Origin of the sequence: Rhizobium sp. YTUHZ045 (genome assembly GCF_051124255.1) — a bacterium.
GTDB lineage: Bacteria > Pseudomonadota > Alphaproteobacteria > Rhizobiales > Rhizobiaceae > Rhizobium.
This window is the reverse complement of record NZ_CP101432.1, coordinates 1,396,042-1,409,386: the sequence shown is the minus strand read 5'-3', so window position 1 is coordinate 1,409,386 and position 13,345 is coordinate 1,396,042. Positions and strand designations below refer to the sequence as shown.

Genomic DNA, 13,345 nt, shown 5'->3' with positions numbered 1-13,345 from the left:
CAGCCGTCAACGGCGCGCGGGATCAAAGGCACAGACCACAGCGATGCCGATCGCATAGGCCACTATGTTCCAAAGGGAAAATATCCGGCCAAGCAACAAGGCGCCTGCAGTCGTCAACCGAAAGGCGTCCAACCAGGGTGTATGATAAAGTCGGAAGAATTCGACTGCGATTGCCATGAACAGCGCCATGACCGCAATGACTGCCCGCGGTGACTTTCCGAGAACGAGCGCCACCAGCAGATAGACCATCGCCCCCCACAGCGCCGACCCGCCATATTTGACGACGACGAAAGGCAGATCGACCGCGTAGCCGAAGCGCCTGAGCGCCAGGCCGGCCGCAATCACCACAAGCACAGCCCCGAGACGGAGGAGCTGCGCTCGAGAATGCGCTTCGCGCATAGAACCTTCCATCTTAATCTCCACAGTTTGGAGCTCGGGACAGACATCGCTCCGTCACCGAAGAAGCTGCGCCGCTTCCGTTTTCGGCCGATGCACAAATGAAAACAGCCGGGCTTCGCAGCCCGGCTGTTTTCTATCCGCCGAAACGGAAGACTTAGGCGGCGACGGCCTGCTCTTCGGCAGCGACGCGGGCCTTGTCGGCTGCGCCCTTGGCGTAAGTGTCGCGGTCGACGAACTCGATCACGGCCATGGCGGCGTTGTCGCCCTGGCGGAAGCCGGCCTTCATGATGCGCAGGTAGCCGCCGTTGCGGGTGGCGTAACGCGTTGCGATCGTGTCGAACAGCTTCGAGACGACGGCAGCATCGCGGATCTGCGAGATCGCCTGACGGCGAGCGTGCAGGTCGCCGCGCTTGCCGAGCGTGACGAGCTTTTCGACGATCGGACGGATTTCCTTGGCCTTCGGCAGGGTCGTGACGATCTGCTCGTGGGTAATCAGCGAAGCCGCCATATTGGCGAACATCGCCTTGCGGTGGCTTGCAGTTCTATTCAGCTTGCGGCCGGCTTTACCATGGCGCATTGCTCTTCTCCTTTAATGCAGTGCCCTTACTTCGTTACCGGGCCTGCCGTTTCCTGGCACATGCAGGCGATATGCCTGCTGTTTGACGGGGAAAGGCAGCCGAAAGAGCCTGCCTTTTGGTTTCTTAATATTGGTCTTCGTAGCGCTTGGCGAGATCTTCGATGTTCTCGGGCGGCCATGCGGGCACCTCCATGCCGAGGTGCAGGCCCATGGAAGCGAGAACTTCCTTGATTTCGTTCAGCGACTTGCGACCAAAATTCGGCGTGCGGAGCATTTCTGCTTCGGTCTTCTGAATCAGGTCACCGATGTAGACGATGTTGTCGTTCTTCAGGCAGTTTGCCGAACGGACCGACAGTTCGAGTTCGTCCACCTTCTTGAGGAGAGCCGGGTTGAAAGCAAGTTCGGTGACTGCTTCCTCTTCGGTTTCCTTCTGCGGCTCGTCAAAGTTGACGAAGACGCCAAGCTGATCCTGGAGGATGCGCGCCGCAAAAGCGACGGCGTCTTCGCCGGTGATCGAGCCATCGGTTTCGATGGTCATGTTCAGCTTGTCGTAGTCGAGAACCTGTCCTTCGCGGGTATTTTCAACCTTGTAGGACACCTTCTTGACCGGCGAATAGAGGCTGTCGACCGGGATAAGGCCGATCGGAGCATCTTCCGCACGATTACGCTCGGCCGGAACATAACCCTTGCCGTTGTTGACGGTGAACTCCATCCGGATCTCGGCGCCCTCGTCGAGCGTGCAGATCACATGCTCGGGGTTGAGGATTTCGATATCGCCGACCGTCTGAATGTCGCCAGCCGTGACAACGCCCGGGCCCTGCTTGCGCACGACCATGCGTTTTGCGTCGTCGCCATCCATCTTGATGGCGATTTCCTTGATGTTGAGCACGATATCCGTGACATCTTCGCGGACGCCGGGAATCGAGGAGAATTCATGCAGCACGCCATCGATCTGCACCGCCGTAACGGCAGCACCACGCAGCGAGGAGAGCAGAACGCGGCGAAGCGCGTTGCCGAGGGTGAGGCCGAAGCCGCGCTCCAGCGGTTCGGCGACGAGCGTCGCCCTGGTGCGCGAGCTCGAGGAGAACTCCACCTTGTTCGGCTTGATCAGTTCCTGCCAGTTCTTCTGAATCATGAGTTTGCCTTCCGTTCGTTGCCACCATCCAATCGTGACAACCGAGCTTGAAAACCACCGGGAGCGCCAAGGCGCTCACCGGTGACGAGAGCGATGATCAGACGCGGCGCTTCTTGCGCGGACGGCAGCCATTGTGCGGGATCGGCGTCACGTCGCGGATGGACGTGATCATGAAACCTGCAGCCTGGAGCGCACGCAGAGCCGATTCACGACCCGAACCCGGACCGCAGACTTCGACTTCCAGCGACTTCATGCCGTGTTCCTGGGCCTTCTTGGCGCAGTCTTCGGCAGCGATCTGGGCAGCAAAGGGGGTCGACTTGCGCGAACCCTTGAAGCCCTTGGCGCCAGCCGACGACCAAGCGATCGCATTGCCCTGCGCATCGGTGATGGTGATCATCGTGTTGTTGAAGGTCGAGTTAACGTGCGCGACACCCGACGAGATATTCTTGCGCTCGCGACGGCGAACGCGGACGGCTTCCTTAGCCATGCTATTCCTTTCTTTGATCTCTTCACCGCCGTAATACCAGCGGCTACACCGGAACGGCGCCTACATGGTCCCGCTCCAAACTCAAAAGAGGCCGGCGCGGACCGCCAGCCTCCCCACCCCGGTTTCCCGGAAATTACTTCTTCTTGCCAGCGATTGCCTTTGCCGGACCCTTACGGGTGCGGGCATTGGTGTGCGTGCGCTGACCGCGGACCGGAAGGCCGCGACGATGACGCAGGCCGCGGTAGCAGCCGAGATCCATCAGACGCTTGATGTTCATCGCGGTTTCGCGACGAAGATCACCCTCGACCTGATAGTCACGGTCGATGGTTTCGCGGATCTGAAGGACTTCAGCGTCCGTCAGCTGATGCACACGACGCTCAGCCGGAATACCGACCTTCTCGACGATTTCCTGTGCGAATTTCGGACCGATCCCGTGAATGTAGGTCAGCGCGATGACTACGCGCTTTGCAGTCGGGATGTTGACGCCAGCGATACGTGCCACGCCTGTTCTCCTTGCATTCCAGTTGCCATCCGGCAAGTGGGCTTCGTTATGCGACCCTCAGGGCCGCCCGTTCAGATTTAATGTCCGTAACATGTCAAAACGACCGCACCCGGACTTCCCAGGGAAATCCGCGCCGATCGCAGGGAATGTCGCGAGTTGGCGCGGTGTTTAGCGGAATCACTGCTGAAAAGCAACCGTTTCCGCCAAGTTTATTTTCAAGCCTTAAAGCTTGGAAAGAATGGCTTCGACCTCAGCAGTCACCTGGTCGATTTCAGCCATGCCGTCGACAGACCTGAGCTTGCCCTTGGCATGGTAGTAACCGATCAGCGGTGAGGTCTCCTTGTAGTAGACCTGCAACCGGGCCGTCATGGTCTCCGGAGTGTCGTCGGGACGGCGCTTGAAGTGGGTAGAGCCGCACTTGTCGCACACACCCTCATTGGCCGGGACCTTGTCCGTGTCGTGATAGACGCTACCGCACTGGGCGCAGGAGTAGCGGCCGGCAACACGACGGACCAATTCGGCATCATCGACACGGAATTCGATGACGACGGAGAGGCCAAGACCCTTTGCTCTCAGCATCGCTTCGGTGGCGTCCGCCTGAACGAGCGTCCTGGGGAAGCCATCGAGAATGAAACCGTTGGCGCAATCGGGCTGATCGATTCGCTCCGAGACGATGGCGATGACGATCTCATCCGAGACCAGCTTACCGGCGTCCATGACCGCCTTGGCGCGCTTGCCGATCTCCGTGCCGGCGTTGACCGCCGCACGCAGCATATCTCCCGTGGAAAGCTGCGGAATGCCGTGCTTTTCCACGATCCGCTGGGCCTGGGTTCCCTTGCCCGCGCCCGGCGGCCCCAAAAGGATAAGTCTCATCGCCCCCTCTTTCCTCCTCGCAACTTCGATTTCTTGATCAGGCCTTCGTATTGCTGCGCGATCAGGTGACCCTGGATCTGTGCAACCGTGTCAAGAGTTACGCTAACCACGATCAAAAGCGAAGTCCCACCAAGGGATAATGGAATGCCGGTTTGCGACACCAGAATCTCCGGGAGGATGCAGACGAAGACGAGATAGATGGCGCCGATCACCGTGATACGGGTCAGCACGTAGTCGATGTATTCAGCGGTGCGCTCACCGGGACGGATTCCGGGAATAAAGCCGCCATGCTTCTTCAGATTGTCGGCCGTGTCCTTCGGATTGAAGACGATGGCCGTATAGAAGAAGGCGAAGAAGGCGATCAGCGCCGCATAGAGCACCATGTAGAGCGGCTGGCCATGGCCGAGGGCGGCAACGATCGACGTCGCCCAGGAAGGCATGGCCGTGGTGTTGGCAAAGCCCGCGACTGTCGCCGGCAGAAGCAGCAGCGAAGAGGCAAAAATCGCCGGGATCACGCCCGAGGTGTTCAGTTTCAGCGGCAGGTGCGACGTATCGCCCTGGAACATGCGGTTGCCGACCTGGCGCTTCGGATACTGGATCAGCAGCCGGCGCTGGGCGCGCTCCACGAAAACGATGACACCGATGACGGCGATTGCGACAATGATGACGAGCAGGATGAGGCCGGTCGACAGCGCCCCGGTGCGGCCGAGTTCAAGCGTGCCGGCAAGAGCGCTCGGCAGGCCGGCTGCGATACCGGCGAAGATGATCAGCGAAATGCCGTTGCCGATACCGCGCGAGGTGATCTGCTCGCCCAGCCACATCAGGAACATCGTGCCGCCGAGCAGCGTCAGAACGGTGGAAATACGGAAGAACCAGCCCGGATCGACGACAAGGCCCTGGCCGCTCTCCAGGCCGGCCGCAATGCCGTAAGCCTGAAGTGCACCCAGAATGACGGTGCCGTAGCGGGTGTACTGGTTGATGATCTTGCGACCCTGCTCGCCTTCCTTCTTCAGGTTTTCAAGCGTCGGCACGACCGAAGTCATCAGCTGCACGATGATCGAAGCGGAGATATAGGGCATGATGCCGAGCGCAAAGATCGCCATGCGCTGAACGGCGCCGCCCGAGAACATGTTGAAAAGGCCGAGAATGCCGCCTGCCTGGCCGCGGAACGCCTGGGCATAGGCTTCGGGATTGAGACCCGGAAGCGGGATATGGGTGCCGAGCCTGTAGACGAGGAGAGCTGCCAGTGTGAACCACAGGCGCTTCTTCAGATCCTCGGCTTTGGCAAAGGTCGAAAAATTGAGGTTGGATGCCAATTGTTCCGCTGCAGAAGCCATGCGATTCTCCGCCCTACCAATTCCGGCGTCTCTGGGGAAATGCCGGCCCCGGAATCAGTATGAAAATAATTCAAAACCGGGTTTTGGACGGATTGCAGCGCAACCCCATGCCTCACCCTTGTTTTCCAGTCTTACCGGCGTGACGCGGGCGCGCCAGCCAAGTTTTTGTGAGGCCCACATATGGGAGCAAAATCGCCCGGTGTGAAGCACCCCGGGCGATATATCATCAGATATTATTCTGCTGCAGCCGGAGCCGAAAGCAGCGTCACCGTGCCGCCGGCCTTTTCGATCTTCTCGACGGCGGGCTTGGAAGCGCCAGCGACGACGATGGTGATCTTGGCCTTGAGCTCGCCGTCGGCGAGAACGCGAACGCCATCCTTGGCGCGGCGGATAACCCCGGCAGCCTTCAGGGCAGCTGCGTCAACAGTCGCCTTGGCGTCGAGCTTGCCGGCGTCGACTGCCGCCTGAATGCGGCCGAGCGACACGACAACAAAGTCGGAAGCGAAAATGTTATTGAAGCCGCGCTTCGGCAGGCGACGATAGATCGGCATCTGGCCGCCTTCGAAGCCGTTGATGGCGACGCCGGAACGGGACTTCTGACCCTTGACACCGCGACCAGCCGTCTTGCCGGAGCCCGAACCGATACCGCGGCCGAGGCGCTTGCGGCTGTGGGTCGAGCCTTCGTTGTCCTTGATTTCATTGAGTTTCATGAGCGTTTCCTCCGTCTCACTTCTCGTCGACGATGCGAACGAGATGCTGGACAGCACGGATCATGCCGCGAACGGAAGGAGTATCCTCCAGCGTGCGGCGACGGTGCATCTTGTTCAGTCCGAGACCGATCAGCGTGCGCTGCTGGACGTCCGGACGGCGGATCGGGCTGCCGATCTGTTCGATCGTGACAGTCTTCGCTTCAGCCTTCTTGGTAGCCTTGGCCATTGGTCAGCTCCTCTTATTCTTCAGAGGCGTTGCCGGAGGCGCTACGACGAGCCTGCAGCGTTGCATACTTGATGCCGCGCTGAGCTGCGATGTCCTTCGGGTGAACCTGGTGCTTCAGAGCGTCGAAGGTGGCGCGAACCATGTTGTAGGGGTTCGACGAACCGGTCGACTTGGCGACGACGTCGTGCATGCCGAGGGTTTCGAATACGGCGCGCATCGGACCGCCGGCGATGATGCCGGTACCGACCTTGGCCGAGCGCAGCAGAACCTTGCCGGCGCCGTGGCGGCCATGGACGTCGTGATGCAGCGTGCGGCCATCACGCAGCGGTACGAAGATCAGCTCGCGCTTGGCGGCTTCGGTTGCCTTGCGGATGGCTTCCGGCACTTCGCGTGCCTTGCCGTGGCCGAAGCCGACGCGGCCCTTCTGGTCGCCGACGACGACGAGTGCTGCGAAACCAAAACGACGGCCGCCCTTGACGACCTTGGCGACGCGGTTGATCGCGACCAGCTTGTCGACGAATTCGCTATCGCGCTCTTCACGGCTCTGGCGGTCTTCCCGCTGCGGCCTTCTTTCCTGTGCCATTGTCCTCTTCCTTTTTCTTTTCCGGGTGCAATCGGCAAATGAATGTGGACCGCACAGCCTCCCCTTCTTGCCAGGGAGTGCCTGCGGTCCGGCGAAAATCCGGCCGGAGCGACAGCGCCCGGCCGGAAACTGATCAGAAGGTCAGACCGCCTTCGCGGGCCGCTTCGGCGAGAGCCTTGATGCGGCCGTGATAGATGAAGGCGCCACGGTCGAATACGACGTCCGTAACGCCGGCCTTGGAGGCGCGCTCGGCGACGAGCTTGCCTACGGCGGCGGCGGCGGCGGTATCGGCACCGGTCTTCAGAGAACCGCGCAGATCCTTGTCGAGGGTGGAGGCGGACGCAAGCGTCTTGCCGGCCACGTCATCGATGATCTGGGCATAGATGTTCTTCGAGGAGCGATGAACCGACAGGCGCGGACGGCCATTGGCCACCGACTTGATATGACGGCGCACGCGGTTGGCACGACGTGCAAGTGCTTCTTTCCTGCTAGCCATTTCGCGTGATCCTTACTTCTTCTTGCCTTCTTTGCGGACGATCCGCTCGTCGGCATACTTGACACCCTTGCCCTTGTACGGCTCGGGACCGCGATATTCGCGGATTTCGGCCGCAACCTGACCGACCTGCTGCTTGTTGATGCCGCTGACGATGATTTCAGTCGGCTTCGGAACAGCGATCGAGATGCCGACCGGCGGTTCATAGACCACGTCGTGGCTGAAACCGAGGGCCAGCTGCAGGTTCTTGCCCTGCATGGCGGCGCGGTAACCGACGCCGTTGATTTCGAGCTTGCGCTCGTAACCGTCCTTGACGCCCTTGAAGATGCCTTCGATCATCGTGCGGGACATGCCCCACTTCGAACGCGCATCCTTGGACTGGTTTACGGGCGTCACGACGACCGCGTTGTTTTCGAGCTTGAGGCTGACTTCGTCGTTAGCGACGAAGAACAGCTCGCCCTTCGGGCCCTTTGCGGTAACCTTCTGGCCTTCGACCGTAGCCGTGATCCCAGCAGGCACCTGAACGGGCTTCTTACCGATACGAGACATGTTTCAATCCTGTCTGTTCGCTATGGAGATCCCTGCCCGATCTTAGAAGACCGAGCAAAGAACCTCGCCACCAACGTTCTGTTCGCGAGCCTGGTGATCGGCCATCACGCCCTTCGGAGTCGAAAGGATGGTGATGCCGAGGCCGTTCGCGACCTGCGGAATGGACTTGACCGAGACATAAACCCGGCGGCCCGGCTTCGACACACGGCCGATCTCACGGATCACCGATGCGCCTTCATAGTACTTCAGCTCGATGTTGAGCTCCGACTTGCCGTTGCCGAAATCGACAACGGAATAGCCACGGATGTAGCCTTCGGACTGCAGGACATCGAGAACACGCGCACGGAGCTTGGATGCAGGCGTCGAAACCGACGACTTGCGGCGGGAAGCGCCGTTGCGGATGCGGGTGAGCATATCGCCCAACGGATCAGTCATTGTCATCTAACCTGCTCCTTACCAGCTCGACTTGACGATGCCCGGCACCTTGCCGAGATTGCCGAGTTCACGCAGCGCGATACGCGACATGCGCAGTTTGCGGTAGTATGCGCGCGGACGGCCCGATACTTCGCAACGGTTGCGAATGCGGGTCTTCGATCCATCGCGCGGCAGGGATGCCAGCTTGATCGAGGCCTTGAACCGCTCTTCGATCGGAAGAGCCTGGTTCATGATGATCGCCTTCAACGCAGCCCGCTTTGCGGCCTGGTTGGCGACCGTATTACGGCGGCGCTTGTTCTTTTCAACTGCGCTTGTCTTCGCCATGTCAGGTTCCTTTTCTACGCTCGTCGTTACGGTTATTGACGGAACGGGAAGCTGAACTCCTTCAGGAGAGTCCGTGCTTCATCGTCGGTCGTCGCCGTCGTGCAAACGATGATGTCCATGCCCCACATCTGATCAACCTTGTCGTAGTTGATTTCAGGGAACACAATGTGCTCCTTGATGCCCATGGCGAAGTTGCCACGGCCGTCAAAGCTCTTCGGGTTCAGGCCGCGGAAGTCGCGAACGCGCGGAAGCGCGATGTTGACCAGGCGATCCAGGAACTCGTACATGCGGGCGCCGCGCAGGGTGACCTTTGCGCCGATCGGCATGTTTTCGCGGACCTTGAAGCCTGCGATAGAGTTGCGTGCGCGGGTGATGACCGGCTTCTGACCGGCGATCGCCGCGAGGTCGGCGGCAGCAACCGTCGGCTTCTTCGAATCAGCGGTCGCTTCACCGACACCCATGTTGATCACGATCTTGTCGAGCTTCGGGATCATCATCTCGTTGGCGTAGGAGAACTTCTCCTGCATCGCCTTGCGGATGCGCTCGACATATTCCTTCTTGAGCCGCGGCTCGTATTTTGCCTCAGCCATCGATCACTTCTCCAGAACGCTTGGCCACGCGGACCTTCTTGCCGTCAACGACCTTGAAACCGACGCGGGTCGGCTTGCCGTCCTTGTCGACGATTGCAATGTTGGACAGGTGGACCGGGGCTTCCTTGTTGATGATGCCAGCTTCCTGGGTCTGCGTCTGGCGCTGGTGGCGCTTCACGACGTTGACGCCACGGACGACGGCACGATCTTCCTTCGGCATGACCTGAACGACTTCGCCGGTGCGGCCCTTGTCCTTGCCAGCGAGCATGACGACCTTGTCGCCTTTACGTATCTTCTGCATCGCTTCGCTCCTTACAGTACTTCGGGAGCCAGCGAGATGATCTTCATGTGGTTCTTGGCGCGAAGTTCGCGCGGAACCGGTCCGAAGATACGGGTACCGATCGGCTCTTTCTTGTTGTCGATGAGGACTGCTGCGTTGGTGTCGAAGCGGATGACGGAGCCATCCGGACGACGGATGTCCTTGGCGGTGCGAACGACAACCGCCTTCATCACGTCACCCTTCTTCACGCGGCCGCGCGGGATCGCTTCCTTGATCGAAACGACAATGACGTCGCCGATCGAGGCATACTTGCGCTTCGAGCCGCCCAGCACCTTGATGCACATGACACGACGTGCGCCGGAATTATCCGCGACGTCGAGGTTTGTTTGCATCTGAATCATATCAGGTCGCCTTCTTGGTTTACCGGAATGGTTGGACCTAAGCCCCCTACCCCGGCTTATGAAAATGTTCGCCGGCCAACCCACCGTAACGGCAGGCAAAAACACGGCATAGCTGAATAGCGCGGGGTCGATCGTGCCAGGGTGGTTTCCCGAACGGGACCTTCCGTGCGCTCAAAGCAAAAGAACGCCCGGCATTCGAGCGTTCTGACGCTGCTTCATACAGATATTTCGGCGAGACGCAAGGCCTCGCGCAAAATTCTGTTACTTGCCCTGGGCGGCAATGACCGTCCAGCGCTTGTCCTTGGAGATCGGCGCGCATTCCTCGATGGATACGGTATCGCCGATCTTGTACTGGTTGTTTTCGTCGTGGGCCTTGTACTTCTTGGAACGACGAACGGTCTTCTGGAGCAGCGGGTGAGCGAAACGACGCTCAACGCGAACCACTACCGTCTTCTCGTTCTTGTCGCCAACGACGACGCCCTGCAGGATGCGCTTCGGCATGTTTTTCTTCCTTTAGGCCTTAACTTCTGCCGCCTTCTGGCGGGCAATGGTTTTGACGCGGGCGATGTCCTTGCGGACTTCGTTGATGCGCGAGGACTTTTCGAGCTGGCCGGTCGCCTTCTGGAAGCGCAGGTTGAACTGCTCCTTCTTCAGCTTGGCAAGCTCGTCCTTGAGTTGGTCGGCGCTGAGCGCGCGAACGTCTGAGGCTTTCATGAGCTCAATCCCTTACTCTGCAATGCGCTGTACGAAGCGCGTCTTGACCGAGAGCTTGGCAGAGCCGAGGCGAAGCGCCTCGCGGGCGATCTCTTCGCTGACGCCGTCGATCTCGAACATCATACGACCGGGCTTGACCTTGCATGCCCAGTACTCAACGGAGCCCTTACCTTTACCCATGCGGACTTCGGTCGGCTTTGCGGTTACCGGAACGTCCGGGAACACGCGGATCCATACGCGGCCGGCGCGCTTCATGTAACGCGTGATCGCGCGGCGGGCCGCTTCGATCTCGCGTGCGTTGACGCGGTTGGGCTCCTGAGCCTTCAGGCCGAATTCGCCGAATGCCAGGTCAGAACCGCCCTTGGCAACGCCCTTGATGCGGCCCTTGAACTGCTTGCGGTACTTAGTACGCTTTGGCTGCAACATTTTCTTACTTCTCCGAGCTTATCTTTCGCCAGCGCTAATTACGCGTTGTCGCGTTCGCGGCGACGATCGCCACGGTCGCGTTCGCGGCTTGCCGGACCCTGTGCGTCGCCTTCCAGCGCGCGACGTTCGGAAGCCATCGGATCGTGCTCAAGGATTTCGCCCTTGAAGATCCAGACCTTGATGCCGCAGATACCGAATGCGGTTTCGGCTTCTGCCGTGCCGTAATCGATGTCGGCGCGCAGCGTGTGCAGCGGCACACGACCTTCACGGTACCATTCAGTACGGGCGATTTCAGCACCGCCGAGACGACCGGCGCAGGTGATCTTGATGCCTTCGGCTCCAAGACGCATTGCCGACTGAACGGCGCGCTTCATGGCGCGGCGGAAAGCCACGCGGCGCTCGAGCTGCTGGGCGATCGACTGAGCGACCAGCGTCGCGTCGACTTCGGGCTTGCGCACTTCGACGATGTTGAGGTGCGTTTCCGAATTGGTCATGTCCGACAGCTTCTTGCGGAGCTTGTCGATGTCGGCGCCCTTACGGCCGATGATCAGGCCCGGACGAGCCGAGTGGATCGTGACGCGGCACTTCTTGTGCGGACGCTCGATGACCACTTTGGAGATGCCTGCCTGCTTCAGTTCGCTCATGACGAACTTGCGCATCTTCAGGTCTTCGTGCAGCAGCTGGCCATACTCGGCATTGTCCGCGAACCAGCGGCTATCCCAAGTACGGTTGATGCCGAGACGGAAACCGATCGGATTGATTTTCTGACCCATTATGCGGCCTCCTCTGCTGCCTGCACTTCACGAACGACGATCGTCAGGTGCGCGAAGGGCTTTTCGATGCGCGACGCGCGACCGCGGCCACGAGCGTGGAAACGCTTCATGACGATCGACTTGCCGACATAGGCTTCGGCGACGACGAGCGCGTCGACGTCAAGATCGTGGTTGTTCTCGGCGTTGGCGATCGCGGATTCGAGCGTCTTCTTGACGGCGCCCGCGATGCGCTTGCGGGAGAACTCCAGCTCAGCGAGTGCACGCTCTACCTTCTTGCCGCGGATGGCCGCAGCAACCAGGTTGAGCTTCTGGGGGCTGACACGGAGCGTGCGGGCGACTGCTTGCGCCTCGTTGTCCTTCAGCCGGCGTTCGGCTTTTGCCTTGCCCATTGTTACTTCCTCTTCGCCTTCTTGTCCGCGCCGTGACCGTAGTAGGTGCGGGTCGGAGAGAATTCACCGAATTTGTGACCGACCATGTCTTCATTGACACTGACCGGGACATGTTTGCTGCCGTTGTAGACGCCGAAGGTAAGTCCGACGAACTGCGGCAGGATCGTGGAGCGACGGCTCCAGATCTTGATCACTTCTGCACGTCCGCCTTCACGAACCTTCTCAGCCTTCTTGAGAAGATAGCCGTCAACGAACGGACCTTTCCATACTGAACGAGCCATTGGAGACTTCCTCTCTTACTTCTTACGCTGATGACGCGAGCGCATGATCATCTTGTCGGTCGACTTGTTCGACCGGGTGCGCTTGCCCTTGGTCGGCTTGCCCCACGGTGTCACCGGATGGCGACCACCGGAGGTGCGGCCTTCACCACCGCCGTGCGGATGGTCGACCGGGTTCATGACAACACCGCGGTTATGGGGACGCTTGCCGCGCCAGACGCTACGACCGGCCTTGCCGTCGTTGATGTTGGCGTGGTCGGGGTTCGAGACGGCGCCGATCGAAGCAAGGCAGATGCCGCTTACGAGGCGCTGCTCACCGGAGTTCAGGCGAAGGATCGCCATACCCTGGTCACGACCGACGAGCTGCGCGTAGGAACCGGCGGAACGGGCGATCTGACCGCCCTTGCCCGGCTTCATTTCCACATTGTGGATGATGGAGCCGACCGGGATGTACTGCAGCGGCATGGTGTTGCCGGGCTTGACGTCGACAGCCTTCTCCGAAGCGATGACCTTGTCGCCGGCAGCGAGACGCTGCGGAGCGATGATGTAGGCCTGCTCGCCATCAGAATAGGTCACCAGCGCGATGAAAGCCGTGCGGTTCGGATCGTATTCGATACGCTCGACCGTGCCTTCGACATCGAACTTGCGACGCTTGAAGTCGACCAGTCGGTAGCTGCGCTTATGACCGCCACCAATGAAGCGAGCCGTGATGCGGCCGAGGTTGTTACGACCACCGCTCTTGGTCAGACCTTCCGTCAGCGCCTTGACCGGCTTGCCCTTGTAGAGCGAGGAGCGGTCCACGATGACCAGCTGACGCTGGCTCGGGGTCGTCGGATTGAATGTTTTCAATGCCATTTTCTTATT

Annotated in this window: 24 protein-coding genes; all 24 read right to left on the bottom strand. The window is 60.1% G+C overall.

Annotated features, from left to right (window positions below; all coding sequences use genetic code 11):
- Positions 1-6: 6 nt before the first annotated feature.
- Positions 7-411 (bottom strand): DUF2809 domain-containing protein, encoded by a 405-nt coding sequence (locus NMA58_RS06905; RefSeq protein WP_434712773.1) that lies wholly within the window; start codon positions 409-411, stop codon positions 7-9.
- A gap of 142 nt (positions 412-553) precedes the next feature.
- On the bottom strand, positions 554-976 hold the full coding sequence (gene rplQ, locus NMA58_RS06900) for a 50S ribosomal protein L17 (protein WP_011424993.1): 423 nt from the start codon (positions 974-976) through the stop codon (positions 554-556).
- Positions 977-1,100: 124 nt separating this feature from the next.
- Positions 1,101-2,111: a DNA-directed RNA polymerase subunit alpha gene (locus NMA58_RS06895; protein WP_003547579.1), complete on the bottom strand. Its 1,011-nt coding sequence runs from the start codon at positions 2,109-2,111 to the stop codon at positions 1,101-1,103.
- Between the two features lie 97 nt (positions 2,112-2,208).
- A complete protein-coding gene (rpsK, locus tag NMA58_RS06890) occupies positions 2,209-2,598 on the bottom strand; it encodes a 30S ribosomal protein S11 (RefSeq protein WP_003547577.1) in 390 nt (129 codons plus the stop codon).
- Between the two features lie 133 nt (positions 2,599-2,731).
- Positions 2,732-3,100 (bottom strand): 30S ribosomal protein S13, encoded by a 369-nt coding sequence (gene rpsM / locus NMA58_RS06885; RefSeq protein ID WP_011424992.1) that lies wholly within the window; start codon positions 3,098-3,100, stop codon positions 2,732-2,734.
- Between the two features lie 222 nt (positions 3,101-3,322).
- Positions 3,323-3,973, bottom strand: a complete 651-nt coding sequence (locus tag NMA58_RS06880; protein WP_085777823.1) for an adenylate kinase — start codon at positions 3,971-3,973, stop codon at positions 3,323-3,325.
- The gene (gene secY / locus NMA58_RS06875) at positions 3,970-5,310 is read right to left on the bottom strand and encodes a preprotein translocase subunit SecY (protein WP_434712772.1); all 1,341 of its coding nucleotides are present in this window, start codon (positions 5,308-5,310) and stop codon (positions 3,970-3,972) included. Before secY ends, NMA58_RS06880 begins: the two co-directional genes overlap by 4 nt.
- Before the next feature lie 233 nt (positions 5,311-5,543).
- Positions 5,544-6,020, bottom strand: a complete 477-nt coding sequence (rplO, locus tag NMA58_RS06870) for a 50S ribosomal protein L15 (RefSeq protein ID WP_085777821.1) — start codon at positions 6,018-6,020, stop codon at positions 5,544-5,546.
- 16 nt (positions 6,021-6,036) lie between these two features.
- Positions 6,037-6,246 carry a 50S ribosomal protein L30 gene (gene rpmD / locus NMA58_RS06865; protein ID WP_011424988.1) on the bottom strand — a complete coding sequence of 70 codons (210 nt, stop codon included), beginning with the start codon at positions 6,244-6,246 and terminating at the stop codon, positions 6,037-6,039.
- A gap of 13 nt (positions 6,247-6,259) precedes the next feature.
- Complete coding sequence (gene rpsE / locus NMA58_RS06860; RefSeq protein ID WP_003573784.1) at positions 6,260-6,829, bottom strand: 30S ribosomal protein S5; 570 nt, start codon at positions 6,827-6,829, stop codon at positions 6,260-6,262.
- A 133-nt stretch (positions 6,830-6,962) separates the two neighbouring features.
- Positions 6,963-7,325: a 50S ribosomal protein L18 gene (gene rplR, locus NMA58_RS06855; protein WP_011424987.1), complete on the bottom strand. Its 363-nt coding sequence runs from the start codon at positions 7,323-7,325 to the stop codon at positions 6,963-6,965.
- A 12-nt stretch (positions 7,326-7,337) separates the two neighbouring features.
- Positions 7,338-7,871, bottom strand: coding sequence for a 50S ribosomal protein L6 (gene rplF, locus NMA58_RS06850; protein WP_434712771.1), 534 nt, complete (start codon positions 7,869-7,871; stop codon positions 7,338-7,340).
- 42 nt (positions 7,872-7,913) lie between these two features.
- Entirely contained in the window at positions 7,914-8,312 is a 399-nt protein-coding gene (gene rpsH / locus NMA58_RS06845) for a 30S ribosomal protein S8 (RefSeq protein ID WP_004674934.1), read from the bottom strand.
- A 12-nt stretch (positions 8,313-8,324) separates the two neighbouring features.
- Positions 8,325-8,630 carry a 30S ribosomal protein S14 gene (gene rpsN / locus NMA58_RS06840; RefSeq protein ID WP_018115514.1) on the bottom strand — a complete coding sequence of 102 codons (306 nt, stop codon included), beginning with the start codon at positions 8,628-8,630 and terminating at the stop codon, positions 8,325-8,327.
- Positions 8,631-8,662: 32 nt separating this feature from the next.
- Positions 8,663-9,220, bottom strand: a complete 558-nt coding sequence (gene rplE / locus NMA58_RS06835) for a 50S ribosomal protein L5 (RefSeq protein WP_011424985.1) — start codon at positions 9,218-9,220, stop codon at positions 8,663-8,665.
- Positions 9,213-9,521: a 50S ribosomal protein L24 gene (gene rplX / locus NMA58_RS06830; RefSeq protein WP_004674929.1), complete on the bottom strand. Its 309-nt coding sequence runs from the start codon at positions 9,519-9,521 to the stop codon at positions 9,213-9,215. The genes rplE and rplX overlap by 8 nt, the downstream gene beginning before the upstream one ends.
- A gap of 11 nt (positions 9,522-9,532) precedes the next feature.
- Entirely contained in the window at positions 9,533-9,901 is a 369-nt protein-coding gene (gene rplN / locus NMA58_RS06825; protein ID WP_003573790.1) for a 50S ribosomal protein L14, read from the bottom strand.
- A 261-nt stretch (positions 9,902-10,162) separates the two neighbouring features.
- Complete coding sequence (gene rpsQ / locus NMA58_RS06820; protein ID WP_004674926.1) at positions 10,163-10,402, bottom strand: 30S ribosomal protein S17; 240 nt, start codon at positions 10,400-10,402, stop codon at positions 10,163-10,165.
- A gap of 12 nt (positions 10,403-10,414) precedes the next feature.
- Positions 10,415-10,615, bottom strand: a complete 201-nt coding sequence (rpmC, locus tag NMA58_RS06815; protein ID WP_008521335.1) for a 50S ribosomal protein L29 — start codon at positions 10,613-10,615, stop codon at positions 10,415-10,417.
- Positions 10,616-10,627: 12 nt separating this feature from the next.
- On the bottom strand, positions 10,628-11,041 hold the full coding sequence (gene rplP / locus NMA58_RS06810) for a 50S ribosomal protein L16 (protein ID WP_003573792.1): 414 nt from the start codon (positions 11,039-11,041) through the stop codon (positions 10,628-10,630).
- Between the two features lie 38 nt (positions 11,042-11,079).
- A complete protein-coding gene (rpsC, locus tag NMA58_RS06805; RefSeq protein WP_003573793.1) occupies positions 11,080-11,814 on the bottom strand; it encodes a 30S ribosomal protein S3 in 735 nt (244 codons plus the stop codon).
- On the bottom strand, positions 11,814-12,203 hold the full coding sequence (gene rplV / locus NMA58_RS06800; RefSeq protein ID WP_004674922.1) for a 50S ribosomal protein L22: 390 nt from the start codon (positions 12,201-12,203) through the stop codon (positions 11,814-11,816). Before rplV ends, rpsC begins: the two co-directional genes overlap by 1 nt.
- Before the next feature lie 2 nt (positions 12,204-12,205).
- On the bottom strand, positions 12,206-12,484 hold the full coding sequence (gene rpsS, locus NMA58_RS06795; RefSeq protein ID WP_007531666.1) for a 30S ribosomal protein S19: 279 nt from the start codon (positions 12,482-12,484) through the stop codon (positions 12,206-12,208).
- Positions 12,485-12,499: 15 nt separating this feature from the next.
- A complete protein-coding gene (rplB, locus tag NMA58_RS06790) occupies positions 12,500-13,336 on the bottom strand; it encodes a 50S ribosomal protein L2 (RefSeq protein WP_434712770.1) in 837 nt (278 codons plus the stop codon).
- Positions 13,337-13,345 lie beyond the last annotated feature (9 nt).

Bases quoted from the DNA above. Each gene is read 5' to 3' on its own strand.
- rpsH (WP_004674934.1), bottom strand. From the start codon at position 8,312: ATGACAATGACTGATCCGTTGGGCGATATGCTCACCCGCATCCGCAAC.
- NMA58_RS06895 (WP_003547579.1), bottom strand. From the start codon at position 2,111: ATGATTCAGAAGAACTGGCAGGAACTGATCAAGCCGAACAAGGTGGAG.
- rpmC (WP_008521335.1), bottom strand. From the start codon at position 10,615: ATGAAAGCCTCAGACGTTCGCGCGCTCAGCGCCGACCAACTCAAGGAC.
- rpsE (WP_003573784.1), bottom strand. From the start codon at position 6,829: ATGGCACAGGAAAGAAGGCCGCAGCGGGAAGACCGCCAGAGCCGTGAA.
- rplO (WP_085777821.1), bottom strand. From the start codon at position 6,020: ATGAAACTCAATGAAATCAAGGACAACGAAGGCTCGACCCACAGCCGC.
- rplR (WP_011424987.1), bottom strand. From the start codon at position 7,325: ATGGCTAGCAGGAAAGAAGCACTTGCACGTCGTGCCAACCGCGTGCGC.
- NMA58_RS06880 (WP_085777823.1), bottom strand. From the start codon at position 3,973: ATGAGACTTATCCTTTTGGGGCCGCCGGGCGCGGGCAAGGGAACCCAG.
- NMA58_RS06905 (WP_434712773.1), bottom strand. From the start codon at position 411: ATGGAAGGTTCTATGCGCGAAGCGCATTCTCGAGCGCAGCTCCTCCGT.
- secY (WP_434712772.1), bottom strand. From the start codon at position 5,310: ATGGCTTCTGCAGCGGAACAATTGGCATCCAACCTCAATTTTTCGACC.
- rpmD (WP_011424988.1), bottom strand. From the start codon at position 6,246: ATGGCCAAGGCTACCAAGAAGGCTGAAGCGAAGACTGTCACGATCGAA.
- rplF (WP_434712771.1), bottom strand. From the start codon at position 7,871: ATGTCTCGTATCGGTAAGAAGCCCGTTCAGGTGCCTGCTGGGATCACG.
- rplV (WP_004674922.1), bottom strand. From the start codon at position 12,203: ATGGGCAAGGCAAAAGCCGAACGCCGGCTGAAGGACAACGAGGCGCAA.
- rplX (WP_004674929.1), bottom strand. From the start codon at position 9,521: ATGCAGAAGATACGTAAAGGCGACAAGGTCGTCATGCTCGCTGGCAAG.
- rplE (WP_011424985.1), bottom strand. From the start codon at position 9,220: ATGGCTGAGGCAAAATACGAGCCGCGGCTCAAGAAGGAATATGTCGAG.
- rplQ (WP_011424993.1), bottom strand. From the start codon at position 976: ATGCGCCATGGTAAAGCCGGCCGCAAGCTGAATAGAACTGCAAGCCAC.
- rpsK (WP_003547577.1), bottom strand. From the start codon at position 2,598: ATGGCTAAGGAAGCCGTCCGCGTTCGCCGTCGCGAGCGCAAGAATATC.
- rplP (WP_003573792.1), bottom strand. From the start codon at position 11,041: ATGTTGCAGCCAAAGCGTACTAAGTACCGCAAGCAGTTCAAGGGCCGC.
- rpsQ (WP_004674926.1), bottom strand. From the start codon at position 10,402: ATGCCGAAGCGCATCCTGCAGGGCGTCGTCGTTGGCGACAAGAACGAG.
- rplB (WP_434712770.1), bottom strand. From the start codon at position 13,336: ATGGCATTGAAAACATTCAATCCGACGACCCCGAGCCAGCGTCAGCTG.
- rplN (WP_003573790.1), bottom strand. From the start codon at position 9,901: ATGATTCAGATGCAAACAAACCTCGACGTCGCGGATAATTCCGGCGCA.
- rpsN (WP_018115514.1), bottom strand. From the start codon at position 8,630: ATGGCGAAGACAAGCGCAGTTGAAAAGAACAAGCGCCGCCGTAATACG.
- rpsS (WP_007531666.1), bottom strand. From the start codon at position 12,484: ATGGCTCGTTCAGTATGGAAAGGTCCGTTCGTTGACGGCTATCTTCTC.
- rpsC (WP_003573793.1), bottom strand. From the start codon at position 11,814: ATGGGTCAGAAAATCAATCCGATCGGTTTCCGTCTCGGCATCAACCGT.